This is a genomic window from Gilvibacter sp. (assembly GCF_013214815.1).
Taxonomy (GTDB): Bacteria; Bacteroidota; Bacteroidia; order Flavobacteriales; family Flavobacteriaceae; genus Gilvibacter.
Genome location: NZ_JABSPU010000001.1, coordinates 26,534 through 42,960, shown reverse-complemented (window position 1 = coordinate 42,960; position 16,427 = coordinate 26,534). Strand labels below are relative to the sequence as shown.

Annotated in this window: 15 protein-coding genes; 4 read left to right on the top strand and 11 right to left on the bottom strand. The window is 44.2% G+C overall.

Annotated elements, in window-relative coordinates; all coding sequences use genetic code 11:
- Window positions 1–47 precede the first annotated feature (47 nt).
- Entirely contained in the window at window positions 48–701 is a 654-nt protein-coding gene (gene fsa, locus HRT75_RS00180) for a fructose-6-phosphate aldolase (RefSeq protein ID WP_291181868.1), read from the top strand.
- A gap of 12 nt (window positions 702–713) precedes the next feature.
- Here the strand turns inward: fsa and HRT75_RS00175 are convergent, their stop codons facing one another.
- A complete protein-coding gene (locus tag HRT75_RS00175) occupies window positions 714–2,120 on the bottom strand; it encodes a thioredoxin-like domain-containing protein (RefSeq protein WP_291181866.1) in 1,407 nt (468 codons plus the stop codon).
- Between the two features lie 157 nt (window positions 2,121–2,277).
- Between HRT75_RS00175 and HRT75_RS00170 the strand changes: the two genes are divergently transcribed.
- Complete coding sequence (locus tag HRT75_RS00170) at window positions 2,278–3,909, top strand: ATP-binding cassette domain-containing protein (RefSeq protein WP_291181864.1); 1,632 nt, start codon at window positions 2,278–2,280, stop codon at window positions 3,907–3,909.
- Here HRT75_RS00170 and HRT75_RS00165 read toward each other — a convergent pair.
- From HRT75_RS00165 to hisG, 9 genes are all read right to left on the bottom strand, one after another.
- Window positions 3,906–4,625 (bottom strand): hypothetical protein, encoded by a 720-nt coding sequence (locus tag HRT75_RS00165; RefSeq protein WP_291181862.1) that lies wholly within the window; start codon window positions 4,623–4,625, stop codon window positions 3,906–3,908. The two genes, HRT75_RS00170 and HRT75_RS00165, sit on opposite strands and share 4 nt — an antisense overlap.
- A 186-nt stretch (window positions 4,626–4,811) precedes the next feature.
- Complete coding sequence (gene hisIE / locus HRT75_RS00160; RefSeq protein ID WP_291181860.1) at window positions 4,812–5,405, bottom strand: bifunctional phosphoribosyl-AMP cyclohydrolase/phosphoribosyl-ATP diphosphatase HisIE; 594 nt, start codon at window positions 5,403–5,405, stop codon at window positions 4,812–4,814.
- Entirely contained in the window at window positions 5,402–6,154 is a 753-nt protein-coding gene (hisF, locus tag HRT75_RS00155) for an imidazole glycerol phosphate synthase subunit HisF (protein WP_291181858.1), read from the bottom strand. The genes hisIE and hisF overlap by 4 nt, the downstream gene beginning before the upstream one ends.
- Window positions 6,148–6,861, bottom strand: coding sequence for a 1-(5-phosphoribosyl)-5-[(5-phosphoribosylamino)methylideneamino]imidazole-4-carboxamide isomerase (hisA, locus tag HRT75_RS00150; RefSeq protein ID WP_291181856.1), 714 nt, complete (start codon window positions 6,859–6,861; stop codon window positions 6,148–6,150). Before hisA ends, hisF begins: the two co-directional genes overlap by 7 nt.
- Window positions 6,858–7,445, bottom strand: coding sequence for an imidazole glycerol phosphate synthase subunit HisH (hisH, locus tag HRT75_RS00145; RefSeq protein ID WP_291181854.1), 588 nt, complete (start codon window positions 7,443–7,445; stop codon window positions 6,858–6,860). The genes hisA and hisH overlap by 4 nt, the downstream gene beginning before the upstream one ends.
- Window positions 7,442–8,536: a bifunctional histidinol-phosphatase/imidazoleglycerol-phosphate dehydratase HisB gene (gene hisB, locus HRT75_RS00140; protein WP_291181852.1), complete on the bottom strand. Its 1,095-nt coding sequence runs from the start codon at window positions 8,534–8,536 to the stop codon at window positions 7,442–7,444. Before hisB ends, hisH begins: the two co-directional genes overlap by 4 nt.
- Window positions 8,533–9,555, bottom strand: coding sequence for a histidinol-phosphate transaminase (gene hisC, locus HRT75_RS00135; RefSeq protein ID WP_291181850.1), 1,023 nt, complete (start codon window positions 9,553–9,555; stop codon window positions 8,533–8,535). Before hisC ends, hisB begins: the two co-directional genes overlap by 4 nt.
- Window positions 9,545–10,837 carry a histidinol dehydrogenase gene (gene hisD / locus HRT75_RS00130; RefSeq protein ID WP_291181848.1) on the bottom strand — a complete coding sequence of 431 codons (1,293 nt, stop codon included), beginning with the start codon at window positions 10,835–10,837 and terminating at the stop codon, window positions 9,545–9,547. The genes hisC and hisD overlap by 11 nt, the downstream gene beginning before the upstream one ends.
- Window positions 10,837–11,694, bottom strand: coding sequence for an ATP phosphoribosyltransferase (gene hisG / locus HRT75_RS00125; RefSeq protein WP_291181846.1), 858 nt, complete (start codon window positions 11,692–11,694; stop codon window positions 10,837–10,839). Before hisG ends, hisD begins: the two co-directional genes overlap by 1 nt.
- Before the next feature lie 297 nt (window positions 11,695–11,991).
- On the opposite strand from hisG, the gene HRT75_RS00120 reads away from it, so the two are divergent.
- A complete protein-coding gene (locus HRT75_RS00120; protein ID WP_291181844.1) occupies window positions 11,992–12,561 on the top strand; it encodes a fasciclin domain-containing protein in 570 nt (189 codons plus the stop codon).
- A 47-nt stretch (window positions 12,562–12,608) separates the two neighbouring features.
- On the top strand, window positions 12,609–13,868 hold the full coding sequence (locus tag HRT75_RS00115) for a T9SS type A sorting domain-containing protein (protein WP_291181841.1): 1,260 nt from the start codon (window positions 12,609–12,611) through the stop codon (window positions 13,866–13,868).
- A gap of 3 nt (window positions 13,869–13,871) precedes the next feature.
- Here the strand turns inward: HRT75_RS00115 and pheT are convergent, their stop codons facing one another.
- Window positions 13,872–16,301: a phenylalanine--tRNA ligase subunit beta gene (gene pheT / locus HRT75_RS00110; protein ID WP_291181839.1), complete on the bottom strand. Its 2,430-nt coding sequence runs from the start codon at window positions 16,299–16,301 to the stop codon at window positions 13,872–13,874.
- Window positions 16,302–16,427: the final 126 nt, after the last annotated feature.

The following is a 16,427-nucleotide window of genomic DNA, read 5'->3' as shown; positions in this document are numbered from 1 at the left end:
TAGAGGTTGCTTATTTTTGTAACTATAATCACTTCATCAGGAATTTTATGAAATTTTTTATCGATACTGCCAACCTTGATCAGATCCGTGAAGCCCAAGAATTGGGAATCCTTGACGGTGTTACTACCAACCCCTCACTAATGGCCAAAGAAGGCATTACCGGGGAGGCGAACATTCGTCAACACTATGTAGATATTTGTAATATCGTAGACGGAGATGTATCCGCAGAAGTTATTTCTACCAACTATCAAGATATGATAGAAGAGGGGAAAGCGCTTGCGGCCTTGCACGAGCAGATCGTAGTTAAAGTTCCGATGATCAAAGACGGCGTAAAAGCCATCAAATACTTCAGTGATAACGGGATCCGTACCAACTGTACATTAGTATTCTCTGCTGGACAAGCACTTTTGGCAGCTAAGGCTGGAGCTACTTATGTTTCTCCGTTTATCGGACGTTTGGACGATATCTCTACGGACGGTCTTAATTTGATCAACGAGATCCGTTTGATCTATGACAACTACGCTTTTGAAACGCAAATCCTTGCAGCTTCTGTACGTCACACCATGCACGTTATTGATTGCGCTAAGATTGGTGCTGATGTAATGACCGGACCGTTGAAGTCCATTGAAGGATTGCTCAAGCATCCTTTGACTGACATAGGTTTGGAGAAGTTCCTCGCAGATTACCGCAAGGGTAACTAACAGTTTAAAATCTTATTGGAAAGGTGTTCTATTGAGATAGCCTAAAAGCTGAACCTCAAAGTTAGAACCAAAGATGTTCGTGTTGTTTTCTATGATCACACCACGAGCATCGATTATAATTGCCTTATTAGGTGAGTTGAGTACAAGTGCGCGTTCTGCGGTGGACGCGTCATTGAAGCGGTACTCCGTCTTTTCATTGAACGTACGCAGTGCCATGGTCTTTAACCACTTTTCGTGGTTTTGATCTACGCTGATACCAATAAAGTCAAACTCCGGATATTTGGCACGCATTTCTGCAGCCTTCTTGTGGATGCGTTTGTTGTGAGAGGATGAACCAGCAGACCAGAAGAACAAAACAGTAGGTCTGTTTATCAGGCTGTGCAAATCCTTAATGGTGTTGTCTGTAGTGACCACCATTTGGTTAGGCAATGGATTTCCAGGGATCATCTTGTCGCAGGCAGACTGCAACATTTTCATCTCTTTTTGTTGTTTGCCGCTGCTATTCTTGTCCAAGAACAATTTATAGATCTCTCTGCTGCTTTCCTGATCCTTAGAGTTTATCAAATAGCGACGCGTAGTTGCATAGAGCAGATTGTTCTTTAAAGAGTCGTGCGTGATCACACTGTCAATGAGTTGCAGCTTTGCTTTGGTGTGCTCCGGAGAGGTACGGTCAAAACGAGCGGCGTTCATATAGGTCGTGTAGCTCACATTATCTAAATAAGATGTGATGTAGCGGTAATATGGATAATACGTGTACAAATGCGCATCTCCATAGTTTACCTGATTGCGGAACGCATAAAAGTCTGCAGGCAATGAATTTATATTTTCCAAGTGGTTGCTGCCATAATGCGCAAACGGATACAATTCTTTTTTGGAATAGTAGTCAAAGTCGATGCTGGCTTGCGCTACAGTATTGAAACCTGATGAGGTCTCGTATTTTTCTTTGAAACGATTCAAAACCTCTAAACGGATGGTACGCATACTATCTAAAGATGCGCTAAATTCCTCAGGAGACTTTTGATAGAAACTCGGCATGAGTTTTTGCTCCTTTTCGTTGTGCAAGAACATATCGATCAAATAGTTGTTCTTTGCCGCCCCAGTCCCGGAATACGCCAAGGACTCGTCAAAGTCCAAAGTGTTTACTCGAAGCATGATACTGTCTCCCGGTTCAATATAAACCAGTTGATATTCCTTGTGGATAAAACTGTAAAGGCCAGGTACAAGACTGTCAAAACGGTACTTAAAGAAATTATTCTTATCCAGGTAGATGGTATCTACCAAACGAGAGTTCTTGGTCAACAAGACATAGTCGTCCTTGGGGTTGATGATCTCGCCACCAAACCAAGTCGCTGTTTGCTCTTGTTTGTCCGTTTTACAGCCGGTTAAAAGTAAGGGGAGTAACAGGCCTAGGGGATACAAGTATTTTGTAAGAATATGCTCCATATACAAATCCATACAAAAATAAGCTCCTGCTGCAGAGAACAGTGTTAAGCGCTCGTTAAAATAATTGGGTTATAAAACCTTTATAAAGCCCGCATTTATGCCTATTTTTGCGGCGCATTTTAAGACGAGAATCATGCTTTCAGTATCTAATCTTTCTGTTCAATTTGGTAAGCGCGTTCTGTTTGATGAGGTAAACACCACCTTTGTCAATGGTAACTGCTACGGGATCATCGGTGCCAACGGTGCGGGTAAATCTACTTTTTTAAAGATCCTCTCTGGGAAAATGGAACCTACTTCTGGACAGGTTCACTTAGAGCCTGGTAAGCGTATGTCTGTCTTGGAACAGAACCACAACGTCTTTGATGAGCACACGGTTTTGGAGACTGTGATCATGGGAAATAAGCCCCTTTACGAGGTTAAGACGGAGATGGATCAAATTTATGCCAAACCAGATTTTAACGATGCAGACGGAGAACGAGTAGGTGAGTTGCAGGTGATCTTTGAGGAGATGAACGGCTGGAATGCAGACAGCGATGCTGCCGCATTACTTTCTAACTTAGGGATCAAAGAAGAGTTTCACTATACGCCTATGGCAGATATGGATGGGAAACTAAAAGTACGTGTGCTTTTGGCGCAGGCGCTTTTTGGAAATCCGGATGTATTGATCATGGATGAACCTACCAACGACCTGGATTATGAAACCATTTCTTGGTTGGAGAATTTCTTGGCCAATTACGACAACTGTGTGATCGTGGTATCTCACGACCGTCACTTCTTGGATGCGGTATGTACGCACATCAGTGATATTGACTTTGGTAAGATCAATCATTACTCAGGGAATTATACATTCTGGTACGAGTCCAGTCAGCTAGCGGCGCGTCAACGTGCGCAGCAAAACAAAAAGGCAGAAGAGAAAAAGAAGGAACTTCAGGAATTTATTGCGCGTTTTAGCGCGAACGTGGCGAAGTCTAAACAGGCTACCTCTCGTAAAAAGATGATCGACAAACTCAATATTGAAGATATTAAACCGTCTAGTAGACGTTATCCTGCGATCATTTTTGAGCGAGAGCGTGAAGCGGGAGATCAGATCCTAAACATTGAGAATCTATCGGCATCCATTGAAGGAGAAACTCTTTTTACAAATATTGATCTAAACCTCGCTAAAGGAGATAAAGTAGTGGTTTACGCGAAAGACTCTCGTGCGACTTCGGCTTTCTATCAGATCATCAATGGGGAACAAGATGCAGATAGCGGAAAGTATCAGTGGGGAGTGACTACGACTCAAAGCTATTTGCCTGCAGATAATGATGCCTACTTTTCTGAGAAGATCTCTTTGGTAGATTGGTTGCGTCAATGGGCTACTACTGAAGAAGAGCGGGAAGAGGTTTACATTCGTGGATTCCTAGGGAAAATGCTTTTCAGCGGAGAGGAGGCCTTAAAGAATTCTGATGTACTTTCCGGAGGTGAAAAAGTGCGTTGTATGCTAAGTAGAATGATGATGCTCCGCGCCAATGTGGTGATGTTGGATGAGCCTACCAACCACTTGGATCTGGAATCCATTACGGCCTTCAACAACTCGCTTAAGAATTTTAAAGGAACGGTTTTATTCACCACTCATGACCACGAGTTTGCTCAAACCGTAGGTAATCGTGTTATTGAACTGACACCTAAAGGCATCATTGATCGTTACACTACTTTTGACGAGTATATGTCTGATCCGAAGATCAAAGAACTGCGTGAAAAAATGTACGCGGTAAACGCTTAGGCGTTGTAGTATTTGGAATTCCAGATTGCTGTATTGAAGTTCTTTCCGGCAGCAAATCCATAGTATAGGACGACAGCGGCTACAGCCTTGAACATAAAGAGGAACAGCATGACGTATTCCGGCATGCCCACTTCTTTATTGGTGAAAACACCCATAGGTGAGATCGCTGTAAGCAGGATACTTGCCACAAAGATGCTGAAGATCATATTGTCAAAGTTCTTTACAGGCCACACCAAGAGCTTTCTCACCCCGCTGAGGTCATTCCCCCATTTGTGGATCAAATAGTAGTAACCGTTCCCAATAGGGGCAAAGAGTAATGGATCGTCTGCATTCTCTAGCTTAAAGAGTTTGGACGGTGCCATCAGCTTAAAACCGTTCAGTGCGGTATCATGAGTATCTTCTAATTCACGAATCTTACTGATCGCCTCTTCCGGAAACTCACTTTTGAACAAAGCAGCATTCAAGAAACGCAAACGATAGTCTACGCAAATTGATTTTATGGTATCTATATGATAGATGCGATCTGTCTCGAGTTGATCCAGATCAAAGGCGTTCGCATCGCTGGTGGCTCTGCTTCTAAGACGGGTATGGATATCCTGTCTTTGATCCTCGTTTGCCGCTAATATGCCTTGAATTTGATCTAAAATAGATCCTTCTGGAGCATCTTTAGCTCTTCTTTTATTTAGTTCGCGCTCAATATTGGTGCTTAGTCTCATCCGATCAAATTTTTATAATTCTTACAACGAATCAATCAAAATTGTGCTGCACTTTCTAGAGTTCGCTAAAGGATTTTTGAATTAGGTGGGTAAGGTGGTAAATCCTTTTTAGCTTAGCTCATACCCAATTTTTACTCAAAGTTACACGCTAAATGGCTACATTCCAAATGGCTGTATTGTTAAATTTTATTTTTTAGAACGTTGTTTAAGGATATCCTCTATATCTGCCAAAGAATGCCCTTTAACGTTCAACAAAATAAGCAGGTGATAGAGCAAATCTGCTGCTTCATTTTTAAATAAATCGTCATTATTGTCTTTGGCCTCAATGACCAACTCCACGGCTTCTTCACCTACTTTTTGAGCTACCTTGTTGATTCCGCGCTGGACCAAAGCTCGAGTATAGGATTCCGCTTCATCGCTTGCGATCTTTTTGTCAATGGTAGCTTCTAACTGACGCAAAAAGCCCAAAGCGCTATCGTTTGCAAAACAACTTTGAGTTCCGGTGTGACAAGTTGGTCCAGCTGGTTCGCAAAGGAATAGCAAAGCATCTTGATCACAATCGATGAAATGTTCTTTGAGTTCTAGATAATTTTGAGAGCTTTCGCCTTTAGTCCACAAGCGTTCTTTGGAACGGCTGTAAAAGGTGATGCGCTTTTCAGCCAGTGTTTTTTCAAAGGCTTCTGCGTTCATATAGCCTACCATAAGTACTTGGCGTGTGTTGTAATCTTGTATTACTGCAGGCAATAGCCCATCTGCAGATTTGTTGAAATTAGGTGTCATCTTATGGCGATGTTTTTTGTTTTTAAAGCTGATTTTAATTCGGGTACTGGGATCTCTCCGTAGTGAAAGATACTGGCGGCTAGCCCCGCACTCGCCGTAGTCTGCCCAAAGAGCGTTGCAAAGTGTTCTACGGTTCCAGCTCCCCCAGAGGCGATCACTGGGATTTGAACACTGCTTGCTACGGCCTCGGTAATGTCTAAAGCAAAGCCTGCTTTGGTTCCGTCGTTGTTCATAGAAGTCAATAGGATTTCTCCGGCTCCTAGAGCTTCCATTTGTTTTACCCAGTCTAAAGTCTTTATTCCTGTCGGCGTTCTTCCTCCGCTTACAAATACGGTCCAGTCCGGATCTTCAAACTTGGTGTCCACAGCAACAACTACACATTGAGAACCAAATTCTGCTGCTAATTCCTGAACCAATTCCGGGCGTTTTACTGCCGCCGAATTCACACTGACCTTATCGGCCCCAGCTCTAATGAGCGCTTTGGCCTGAGCAACAGAGGTGATCCCTCCGCCCACAGTAAATGGAATGTTGATGTTCGCTGCGATCTCTTCTACCAATTGGATCAGCGTGTCACGAGCTTCAATAGTCGCGGTAATGTCCAAGAATACCAGTTCATCAGCCCCTTGAAGCGCGTACTGTCTGGCAAGCGCAACAGGATCACCAGCATCTTGAATATCAACAAAATTGACTCCTTTAACGGTACGTCCGTTCTTAATATCCAAGCAGGGTATGATGCGTTTCTTTAACATAGTTTCTCTAAGTCTTTTAATGCGATGGTACCTTCATAAATGGCCTTGCCAACAATGGCACCTTCACAACCCATAGCTTGGAGTTGCTCTAATTCTGATAGGGTAGTAACCCCTCCGCTGGCAATTAACTTGATATCTTCTAATTCTAAAAGTTCGCGGTACAATTCAAAGCTTGGCCCTTGTAACATGCCGTCTTTGGCAATATCTGTACAGATCACATATTGCGCGCCTTGTTTTAAGTATTGACTGATAAACTCCGTGACCTCTAAACTAGAAGCCTGCTGCCAGCCGTGAGTAGCGATCATGCGGTCTTTGCAATCCGCTCCAAGAATGAGACGCTCACTGCCGTAACGCTTTAACCAACTGGATAAGAGTTCCGGAGCGCTAACCGCAATACTGCCACCAGTGACTTGTTGGGCTCCGCTTTCAAAGGCAATACGAATGTCTTCGTCGGATTTAACGCCTCCTCCAAAATCAATTTTTAAGGATGTTTTTGTGGCGATACGCTCCAAAACCTTGTGGTTTACTATTTGTTTGCTCTTAGCGCCGTCTAGGTCTACCAAATGCAAATATTGAATACCGTGTGCCTCAAACTCCTTGGCGACCTCCAAAGGATCTTCATTGTAGATGGTCTTTTGGTTGTAATCTCCTTGAGTCAAGCGTACGCATTTACCTTCAATGAGGTCTATGGCTGGTATGATTCTCATACGGCGGGTAATTTTAAAAAGTTGGCCAAGATTTGTTCTCCCACATCTGCTGATTTTTCGGGGTGAAACTGTGTGGCGTAAAAATTTCCTTTAGATAATGCTGCGGAGAAGGGCAAGATATAGTCACAGGCCGCGACAGTATCCGGGCCACTTTCGGCATAAAAGCTGTGAACAAAATATACATCACTATTGGCTTGCACTCCTTCAAACAACGGGCCTTTCAATGCTGTGAGCTCGTTCCAGCCCATATGCGGCACCTTTTCTTTTGGAGGGAAGCGTTTTACAGCCTCTGGGAATATCCCGAGGCATTCGGTATTTCCCTCTTCAGATCGGGCGCAAAAGAGCTGAAGCCCTAAACAGATGCCAAGGGTAGGTTTAATGCGCTCTTTGATCACTTGATCCAAACCGCGTTCCCGCAAATAAGCCATGGCAGAAGATGCTTCACCAACTCCGGGAAGGATCAACTTCTCGGCCTTGCTCAAGACTTCAGGATCATCACTGATCACACAGTCCACTCCCAAGCGTTTTAAGGCGTTTTCTACGGAACGAATATTGCCCGCATTGTATTTTACTATTGCGATCATAAACTTCCTTTAGTGCTTGGAATATCATTAGACCCACTTTTGGAAACCGCCATGCGCAAGGCTCTGGCAAATCCTTTAAAGATCGCTTCAATCTTGTGGTGCTCGTTGTCACCTTCTGCTTTGATATTCAGGTTGCATTGTGCTGTATCGCTAAAGGATTTGAAAAAGTGGAAGAACATTTCCGTCGGCAGATCGCCAACTTTTTCGCGCTTAAATTCAGCATCCCATTCCAGCCAAGGTCGGCCTCCAAAATCAATGGCAACTTGAGTCAAGGCGTCATCCATGGGTAAAAGAAAACCATAACGCATAACGCCCTTCTTACTTCCTAAGGCTTCTTTAAAAGCAGAACCTAAGGCAAGCGCTGTGTCTTCTATGGTGTGGTGTTCATCAATATGCAGATCACCCTGCACGCGAATGTCCAGGTCAAACCCACCGTGCTTGGCAATTTGTTCTAGCATGTGATCGTAGAATCCTAGGCCTGTTTGGATCACACCTTTACCTTTTCCGTCTAGGTTTAAGGCAATACTGATTTGTGTTTCTGAGGTGTTTCGGTTTACCACAGATTTGCGGTCTTGTCCTTTTAAAAAGCGATAAATATCTTCCCAGCTTTTGGTAGTGAGTGCTGCGTCTTCAAAAGGCTCGTCCGCAATGAGAATCCCTTGACTCCCTAAGTTTTGAGCCAACACCACATCAGAAGTTCTGTCGCCAATTACAAAGGACTTTTCCAGATCAAAGTCTCCGTGAATGTATTCCATAAGCATTCCAGTGCCTGGCTTGCGGGTTGGAGCCTTGTCTTCCGGCAGCGTAGGGTCAATATGCACACCGTAAAACTCAATTCCTTCATTAGAGAAGGCTTGCATCACCTTTTTGTGTGCAGGCCAAAAGGTGTCTTCTGGGAAAGAATCTGTTCCCAATCCGTCTTGATTGGTTACCATGACTAAGGTGTAGTCTAATTCTTGATTGATCTTGGCGAGCCACTGAAAAACTCCTGGGTAGAATTCCAGTTTTTCCAAGCTGTCCAATTGATAATCTACAGGCGGTTCAATGACGAGTGTTCCGTCTCGGTCAATAAATAATACTTTTTTGCTCATAAGTTGTTCAATGCGTTGATGAGTATGTCGTTTTCTTTTGGAGTTCCTACTGTGATGCGCAATGAATCTGCGATCACCGAACTTCTGTTTCTGGTTATAATTTGTTGCTCAATAAGTTGCTCGTATAGGGCTGTAGCCTGCGGCACCTTGATTAGAACAAAGTTCGCCTGTGTAGGATACACCTTTTGCACCCAATCCAATTGTCCAAAGTAAATGATCAAGCGTTCTTTTTCTTTCAGGATAGCCGCTTTGCGTTGGGCAAAACCTTCACGATCTGTTAAAGCCTCCAGAGCAGCAGCTTGATTGAGTCCGCTCACGTTGTAGGGCGGTTTGATATTATTCAGCCATCCGATCAAAGCTTCAGAGCTATAAGCGACTCCAACTCGTGCCGCTGCTAAGCCCCATGCTTTACTAAAAGTCTGCGAGACGATCAGATTGTCTAATTCCTCGAGCAAACTGATACAACTCTCTGAATCTGCAAAGTCAATATAGGCTTCATCTACGATAACCAAGCCCTTAGTAGCTCGAGCGATGCTTTTAATGATCGCTTTATCAATCAGGTTACCCGTTGGGTTGTTTGGCGAACAGATAAAGATCAATTTGGGTTGTTCGCTATCAATCGTTTTTAGAGCCGACTCTAGATCGATCTGAAAATCGGCAGTCAATGGGCAATCCAATAATTCAATATTGTTGATAGCTGCAGATACTTTGTACATGCCATAAGTTGGGCTGAATTGCAGTGCTTTGTCAATTCCGGGCCTGCAAAATAGTCTAAAGCACAGATCGATTACCTCGTCGCTACCATTACCCACAAAGATCTGGTTTGAGTCAACATTTCGAAGTTCTGCAAGTTCAGCTTTGAGAGCGCGTTGATAAGGATCGGGATATCTATTTAACGTTCCGTAAGGATTCTCATTGGCGTCTAGAAAAACCCCAGCTTTTCCCGTGTATTCATCACGAGCGCTGGAGTAGGGCTTCAACGCTAAAAGATCAGGTCTAATTACCTCTTTAATTTCCATTCTTCAAAGCATTAAGTCTTACTGTTACTGCATTCTTGTGTGCTTCAAGGCCTTCTGCCTTTGCCATGGTTTCAATTATTGGTCCAAGTTTTTGAATGCCCTGCGCACTGATCTGTTGAAAGGTGACCTTATTGACGAAGCTGTCTAAAGAAACTCCACTATATTGACGGGCATAACCGTTGGTCGGTAAAGTGTGATTGGTGCCGGAGGCATAATCACCTGCGCTTTCTGGAGTGTAATTCCCCATAAAAACGGAACCGGCTACCGTGACCTTTTCTGCCCAATGGTCATCTTCTCTTAAAGCGAGAATGAGGTGTTCCGGAGCGTAATTATTGCTGAATTCCATGCAGGTGTCTAAATCATCAAAAACCAGGGCTTTGCTATTTTTTAGCGCTTCTTTGGCTAAAGCGACTCGCGGGAGTTTTTCTACCTGTTCATTGACGATCACTAAAACATCGCCTATGGTCTTTAGATCATCGCCTACTAAAATAACTTGGCTATCGCTGCCGTGTTCTGCTTGAGAGAGTAGATCTGCAGCGACAAATTCTGGATTGGCATTTTTATCTGCTACTACGAGTACTTCGCTCGGTCCTGCAGGCATGTCAATGGCTAACCCATAGTTAAGACTCATCTCTTTAGCTCGGGTTACGTATTGATTGCCCGGTCCAAAGATCTTATCCACTTTGGAAATCGACTCCGTTCCAAAAGTCATCGCCGCAACAGCCTGTGCACCTCCAACTTTAAAAACCTGCTCTAAGCCCAATAGTTGGCAGCAATAAGCAATCTCAGGGGCAATACTACCTTCTTGATTCGGAGGAGTGCAAACCACAATAGTCTTACAGCCTGCTAATTTGGCCGGAATGGCCAGCATCAGTAGACTAGAGAAAAGTGGCGCGGTTCCACCAGGGACATAAAGTCCTACCCGTTGAATGGGCAGTTGCTTTCTCCAACATGTAACTCCTGGGGTAGTGGTGATCTTTTCTGGAGTGCTGCGTTGTGCTTTGTGAAACTTCTCAATATTTGCTGCAGCTTGCTGAATGGCCTCTTGCAAAGCTGGGGCTACAGTTGCCGCTTGTTGTTCCATTTCTGATGGGGTAACCGATACCTCGTTTAGTTCAGTCTTATCAAATTCAAGTGCATAAGCCAACAATTGAGCGTCACCGTTTTCTTTGACAGCGGACATGATGCTGCCCACGGTGCTGCTTAGATTTTCGCGATCAATACTGGGTCGCTCACAAAGCTTGGCCCAGCGGTTTCTTGGAGGGTTAACATAGACTTTCATTAGCGTACAATTTTATCAATAGGAACTACAAGGATGTCTTCTGCACCGGCAGCTTTGAGCTCTTCAATAACATCCCAGAACTGCGATTCGTCAATAACTGTGTGTAAAGAACTCCAACCTTCTTCAGCCAAAGGAAGAATAGTTGGGCTTTTTAAAACCGGCAACAGCGCGGAGACTGCGTCAATTTTGTCGTTAGGTACATTAAGCAATACGTATTTTGAAGCTTTTCCGCGTAAAACCGCATCCATTCTAAAACTTAGCTTATCCAAGATGGCTTCCTTTTCGGGGCTGAGGTCGGGTGATTTGGCCAAAACGGCTTCGGAGCGCAAGATCACTTGGGTCTCACGCAGGCCATTTTTAAAGAGTGTACTCCCAGAACTCACAATATCACAAACACCGTCTGCCAAGCCTATGTTTGGAGCGATCTCCACAGATCCGGCAATTTGGTGAATGTCTGCTTGTATCCCTTCCGCATCCAAAAAGCGCTTTAGAGTATTGGGGTAGGAGGTTGCAATACGTTTACCATTGAAGTAGCTTAGATCATCTGTGGCCACTGACTTCGGTACCGCAAGGGAAACACGACACTTGGAAAATCCTAGTGGTCGTATCACGCTTACATTCTTTTGTTTTTCGATCAGTAAGTTCTCTCCAACAATGGCAATATCTGCCACACCGTCTTCCAAGTATTTTGGAATATCAGAGTTGCGCAAATACAAGATATCCAAGGGGAAGTTTGCAGCGCGGACCTTGAGTTGATCTTTTCCATTTTGAACGGAAACGCCACAATCTTTTAATAATTCGATGGATTTGTCGTGAAGTCTACCGCTCTTTTGAATCGCAATTTTTAATCTGCTCATTTTTTTAAATAATGGTCTGAGCAATTAGCGGTAAAAAAATACCCGTCTGATTGCTCAGACGGGTTATATGGTTTTAAACAGTTTACAATACCATACTAGCTCGCCTGAAGGCCAGAGTGTGCATGGTGATGATGTAACTGTACTAAATTCATTGTTTCGTTATTGATTGCAAAGTTGAAACCTTTTTTTATTTCAGGCAAGTATATGCTTTGAAAATTAACAAATAATTAAATCCCGCTACTTGGAAGCCCTTTGAATCTTCCGTAGAATTGATATCTTAGCGTAAATTACTTTGCTATGAAAAATTTAATAACAGTGCTCTTGTTAGTCTTGACAGTCAGCCCATTACTTGGGCAAGACTACCAAGCAGGAGTCGCTTCAAAATCCTATCAACTGATAGGGAATGATACCATCTTTCCTACCAAGAGTATTTATGAGAATATCAAAAACACCAGTCAATTTACGGTGCTTACTAAGATCTTTGAGCTGACCAATGCCCAAGAGGAGATCGATAAACTAGGTATGGTGACGGTATTTTTACCAACGGACACTGCTTTTTCTGCCTATGATGAAAAAGCGCTTAAAAAAATGTTGACAGCTTCTAATGCCGATGCCCTAAAGGCAGCATTGATGCGTCACGTCATCATCGGTAGAGTAGATCAAAACAGTCTGCAGCGCAACCTGCAACAAAACGGAGGTTCCGCCTACTTTAGGTCTCCCGCAGATATTGATCCGGAATTTAAATCGGGAGGGAGTCAGATCCAATTGCGGATCCCGCACGCGGCTGCAGCAACAATAACGGCAACTAATTACTATCACAAACTAGGCTTTATCCATGTAGTGGACGCCTTTTTAATAGAACAATGAATTTAAACCAACTGCTAATCACACTGCTTTTATGTTGCTCCGGATGGATGACAGCACAGACCAATTATACTTCTTATTTCACGGGTAATCCAACAGATGCTGAGGTTGTCGGCGATGGGGGAACAGTCCTCATGGGAGGTGCAGGAGAGAACGATCCGGCCATGATTTGGTTTTTAGAGAGAGCCAATGGCGGTGATGTTTTGGTACTTCGTGCCAGTGGAGCAGATGGTTACAACGACTACTTCTACTCGGAGTTAGGGGTATCGGTCAATTCCGTAGAAACCATTGTTTTCAATGATTGGACTGCGGCCAGTGAGCCTTATGTTTTAGACAAAATCAATCGTGCGGAAGCCATATGGTTTGCCGGCGGCAACCAATGGGATTATGTGTCTTTCTGGCGCGGAACCGGCGTCGCTACAGGAATTAATGATGCGATCTCGGAACGAGGCGCAGTTGTTGGAGGCATCAGTGCAGGGATGGCTATTTTAGGCAGTATTTATTTCACAGCGGAAAACGGAACGGTCACTTCTGAAGAGGCCACCGCCAATCCTTATCATCCAAACATAACTTTAAGTGGCGCTCCCTTTTTAGATATTGATTATCTCTCCGGTGTGATCACCGACACCCATTACGATGATCCTGATCGCAGAGCGCGTCACAGTGTTTTTTTAGCCCGTGCAATGGTAGATATGGGGGTGAACGCCCGTGGCATTGCTTGTGATGAATTCACAGCGGTATGTATTGCTCCGGATGGTATTGCGCGCATCTTTGGAGAGTATCCGAGTTTTGATGACAACGTCTATTTCATTCATTCCAACTGTAATTTGGACGTTCCAGGTCCAGAAGTTATGGGCGCATCGAACCCAATTACCTGGTCAAGAGGCGGGGAAGCCCTTTATGCTTACCGCGTAAAGGGAACCGAAACTGGAGAGCATACTTTTGATCTCAACGATTGGCAAACTGCCAGTGGGGGGGAATGGCTCAATTGGAGCATAGAAGAAGGAGTCTTCAACGAAGCTTCGGGTAGCGACCCAGCCTGTAATCCTTTAAGAGTGGATGAGTTCGCTCAGACTAATATTAGCCTCTTTCCAAATCCTGTTCAAGATCAGTTACAATTAAACTCAAACGGTCTAGACATCCAAGAGATCGCAGTGTACAATCAACTGGGTCAGCAAGTGCTTCAAAACGCAGTGAATACTGTGTCAGAACTTCAAGTAAACACAGCTAATTGGTCTACAGGCACCTATTATGTGCGCGTAGAGACAGCAGGCGGTGAAGTGCTGATCAAAAAGATTATTAAGAGGTAAGGCTTAGCGCAACTGGGCTTCGAACTTAGTTTCAAAAGCTTGCTGCAAACGTCCCATGATCTTATCGATCTGCTTGTCCGTTAAGGTCTTGTTCTCATCAGCCAAAGTAAAACTCAAGGCATAGGACTTCTTTCCTTTTGGTAAGGATTTCCCGGTATACACATCAAAGAGTTGTACTTCTTTAAGCAATTTGCGCTCTGTGGCAAAGGCCGCAGCGTGAAGTGCTTCAAAACTTACTCCCTCATCCAGAAGCAAAGCAAAGTCACGCTTTACAGCAGGATACTTGGAAATGGTTTTGAAAAGAATTTCTCCCGTAGACAAGGCCGCTAAAACAGCGTCCCAATTAAAATCGGCATAGAAAACAGGGCTGCTGATGGCAAAGTGCCCCGTGATCTTAGGATGCACAACACCAAGGGCTACCAACTCTGTATCTCCCATTTTTAGGCTGATTCCTTCTGAGAAGATATCTGCGGAGTTCGGCTGTTCGGTGTACTTTGTGAGGCCTAAGCGCTCTAAAATCCCACTAACCACTCCTTTCAAATAGAAGAAGTCAATCTCTGTAGAACCGTTATGCGCCCAGTGGTCCGGATAAACCGTTCCCTCTGCAATAACCGCTAAATGCTTATGTTCAATACGGCTGTCACCTTCTTGGTGATAGGTCTTCCCAAACTCATATAACTTAATGCTACCCGCTTTGCGATTCTTGTTGTAAGCAACGGCTTCAAGCGTGGTGAACAACATGGATTGACGCAATACAGAAAGATCGTTACTCAAAGGGTTGAGCATCGCCACGTTTTGCTTCTCATCCAAAGTTGCTGTTAGACTGATATAATCTGGCTTGGTTAAGGAGTTGGCCAACATCTCATTAAAGCCAATTGCAGTCAGCTGATTGGCCGTGATGTTTTGAATGCGGTAATCTTCAATGCGCTTGTTCTCTGAGATCGAGGCATTGAGTTTTTTGCCAAAGTCAATATTGTTGTAGCCGTAAACGCGCAGCACTTCTTCCACCACATCGGCTTCACGTGTTACGTCGTTGCGGTAAGCAGGAATGGTCATCCCAATACCGGTTTCGGTCACATTATTGATCTTTATGTCCAGAGAGGTCAAAATGGATTTGATGGTCTCTCTTGGTATTTCTTGTCCGATCAAGCGGGCTGCATTGTCAAAGTTCAATACTACTTGATGGTCTTCTATTTTCTTCGGATAGATATCGATCACATCACTGGTGATCTCGCCTCCGGCCAGATCTTTGATCAAGATGGCCGCACGCATCAAGGCGTATTCGGTGATATTCGGGTCAATGCCGCGTTCAAAACGGAAGGAGGCATCTGTGTTTAGTCCGTGTCGCTTTGCGGTCTTACGAACGCTTACAGGGTCAAAATAAGCTGATTCTAAGAAGATGGCCGTAGTTTGATCGGTCACTCCGCTTTCCAGTCCGCCAAAAACACCAGCGATACACATCGGTTTCTCTGCATCACAGATCATTAGATCGTCTTGGTGCAAACTGCGCTCTTCTCCGTCTAGAGTAGTGAATTTAGTTCCAGCTTCAAGGGTCTTAACTTCTACCACACCTCCTTGGATCTTCGCCACATCAAAAGCGTGCAAAGGTTGTCCAAGATCGTGCAGCACATAGTTGGTAATGTCTACTACATTGTTCTTTGGGGTAAGCCCAATGGCCTTTAATCGGTTTTGTAACCACTTTGGTGAAGGAGCTACTTGCAAACCGCTAATAGTTACACCACAGTAGCGCGGTGCGAGTTCATTATTGTCAACTTTTATGTCAATCTTGTTGGAACGATTGTCTACTCTAAAGTTGGTGTTAGAAGGCGTTATGAGTTCAATATTGATCTCTTGTTGTAAAAGTCCAGCGCGAAGGTCACGAGCTGTTCCCCAGTGACTCATCGCGTCCGCTCGGTTCGGTGTAAGGCCAATTTCAAACACATGGTCAATCTCAACGTCAACCACCATATTCATTGGGGTTCCCGGAGTAAGGGCTTCGTCCAAAACCATAATACCGTCATGAGAATCGCCCAGGCCGAGCTCGTCTTCTGCACAGATCATTCCCATACTTACCTCGCCGCGGATCTTTCCTTTTTTGATCTTCCACGGTTTTCCTTCAGCGTCATAAAGGGTAGTACCTACCGTAGCTACAGGTACCTTTTGTCCTTCGTCCACGTTTGGTGCACCACAAACAATTTGCACGGGCTCATCGGTTCCAATATCAACTTTGGTCAGTTTGAGTCTGTCTGCATTAGGGTGTTGACCACATTCCAAAACGTGTCCAACCACAACCCCTTCCAGACCTCCTGGTACGGATTCAAAGCGGTCAATTCCTTCGATCTCAAGTCCGAGATCAGTCAATAAAGCTCCTGTTTTTTCAGGATCCCAATCAATATTGATAAACTGTTTAAGCCAGTTGTAAGATATCTTCATGCCCCTTAGCGCTGTTTAAGCTGCAAAGATAGCATTTACCCGTTGAAGTCATAGCGAATTGAGGCTTTGCTGTGTATTTTTTGTATTTATCCGATGGCTGACTTTAGTTCGTTGAAATTTGTAAGT

Bases quoted from the DNA above. Each gene is read 5' to 3' on its own strand.
- hisG (WP_291181846.1), bottom strand. From the start codon at position 11,694: ATGAGCAGATTAAAAATTGCGATTCAAAAGAGCGGTAGACTTCACGAC.
- hisIE (WP_291181860.1), bottom strand. From the start codon at position 5,405: ATGACACCTAATTTCAACAAATCTGCAGATGGGCTATTGCCTGCAGTA.
- hisF (WP_291181858.1), bottom strand. From the start codon at position 6,154: ATGTTAAAGAAACGCATCATACCCTGCTTGGATATTAAGAACGGACGT.
- HRT75_RS00115 (WP_291181841.1), top strand. From the start codon at position 12,609: ATGACAGCACAGACCAATTATACTTCTTATTTCACGGGTAATCCAACA.
- fsa (WP_291181868.1), top strand. From the start codon at position 48: ATGAAATTTTTTATCGATACTGCCAACCTTGATCAGATCCGTGAAGCC.
- hisA (WP_291181856.1), bottom strand. From the start codon at position 6,861: ATGAGAATCATACCAGCCATAGACCTCATTGAAGGTAAATGCGTACGC.
- HRT75_RS00165 (WP_291181862.1), bottom strand. From the start codon at position 4,625: ATGAGACTAAGCACCAATATTGAGCGCGAACTAAATAAAAGAAGAGCT.
- hisH (WP_291181854.1), bottom strand. From the start codon at position 7,445: ATGATCGCAATAGTAAAATACAATGCGGGCAATATTCGTTCCGTAGAA.
- hisC (WP_291181850.1), bottom strand. From the start codon at position 9,555: ATGGAAATTAAAGAGGTAATTAGACCTGATCTTTTAGCGTTGAAGCCC.
- pheT (WP_291181839.1), bottom strand. From the start codon at position 16,301: ATGAAGATATCTTACAACTGGCTTAAACAGTTTATCAATATTGATTGG.
- HRT75_RS00170 (WP_291181864.1), top strand. From the start codon at position 2,278: ATGCTTTCAGTATCTAATCTTTCTGTTCAATTTGGTAAGCGCGTTCTG.
- HRT75_RS00120 (WP_291181844.1), top strand. From the start codon at position 11,992: ATGAAAAATTTAATAACAGTGCTCTTGTTAGTCTTGACAGTCAGCCCA.
- hisB (WP_291181852.1), bottom strand. From the start codon at position 8,536: ATGAGCAAAAAAGTATTATTTATTGACCGAGACGGAACACTCGTCATT.
- hisD (WP_291181848.1), bottom strand. From the start codon at position 10,837: ATGAAAGTCTATGTTAACCCTCCAAGAAACCGCTGGGCCAAGCTTTGT.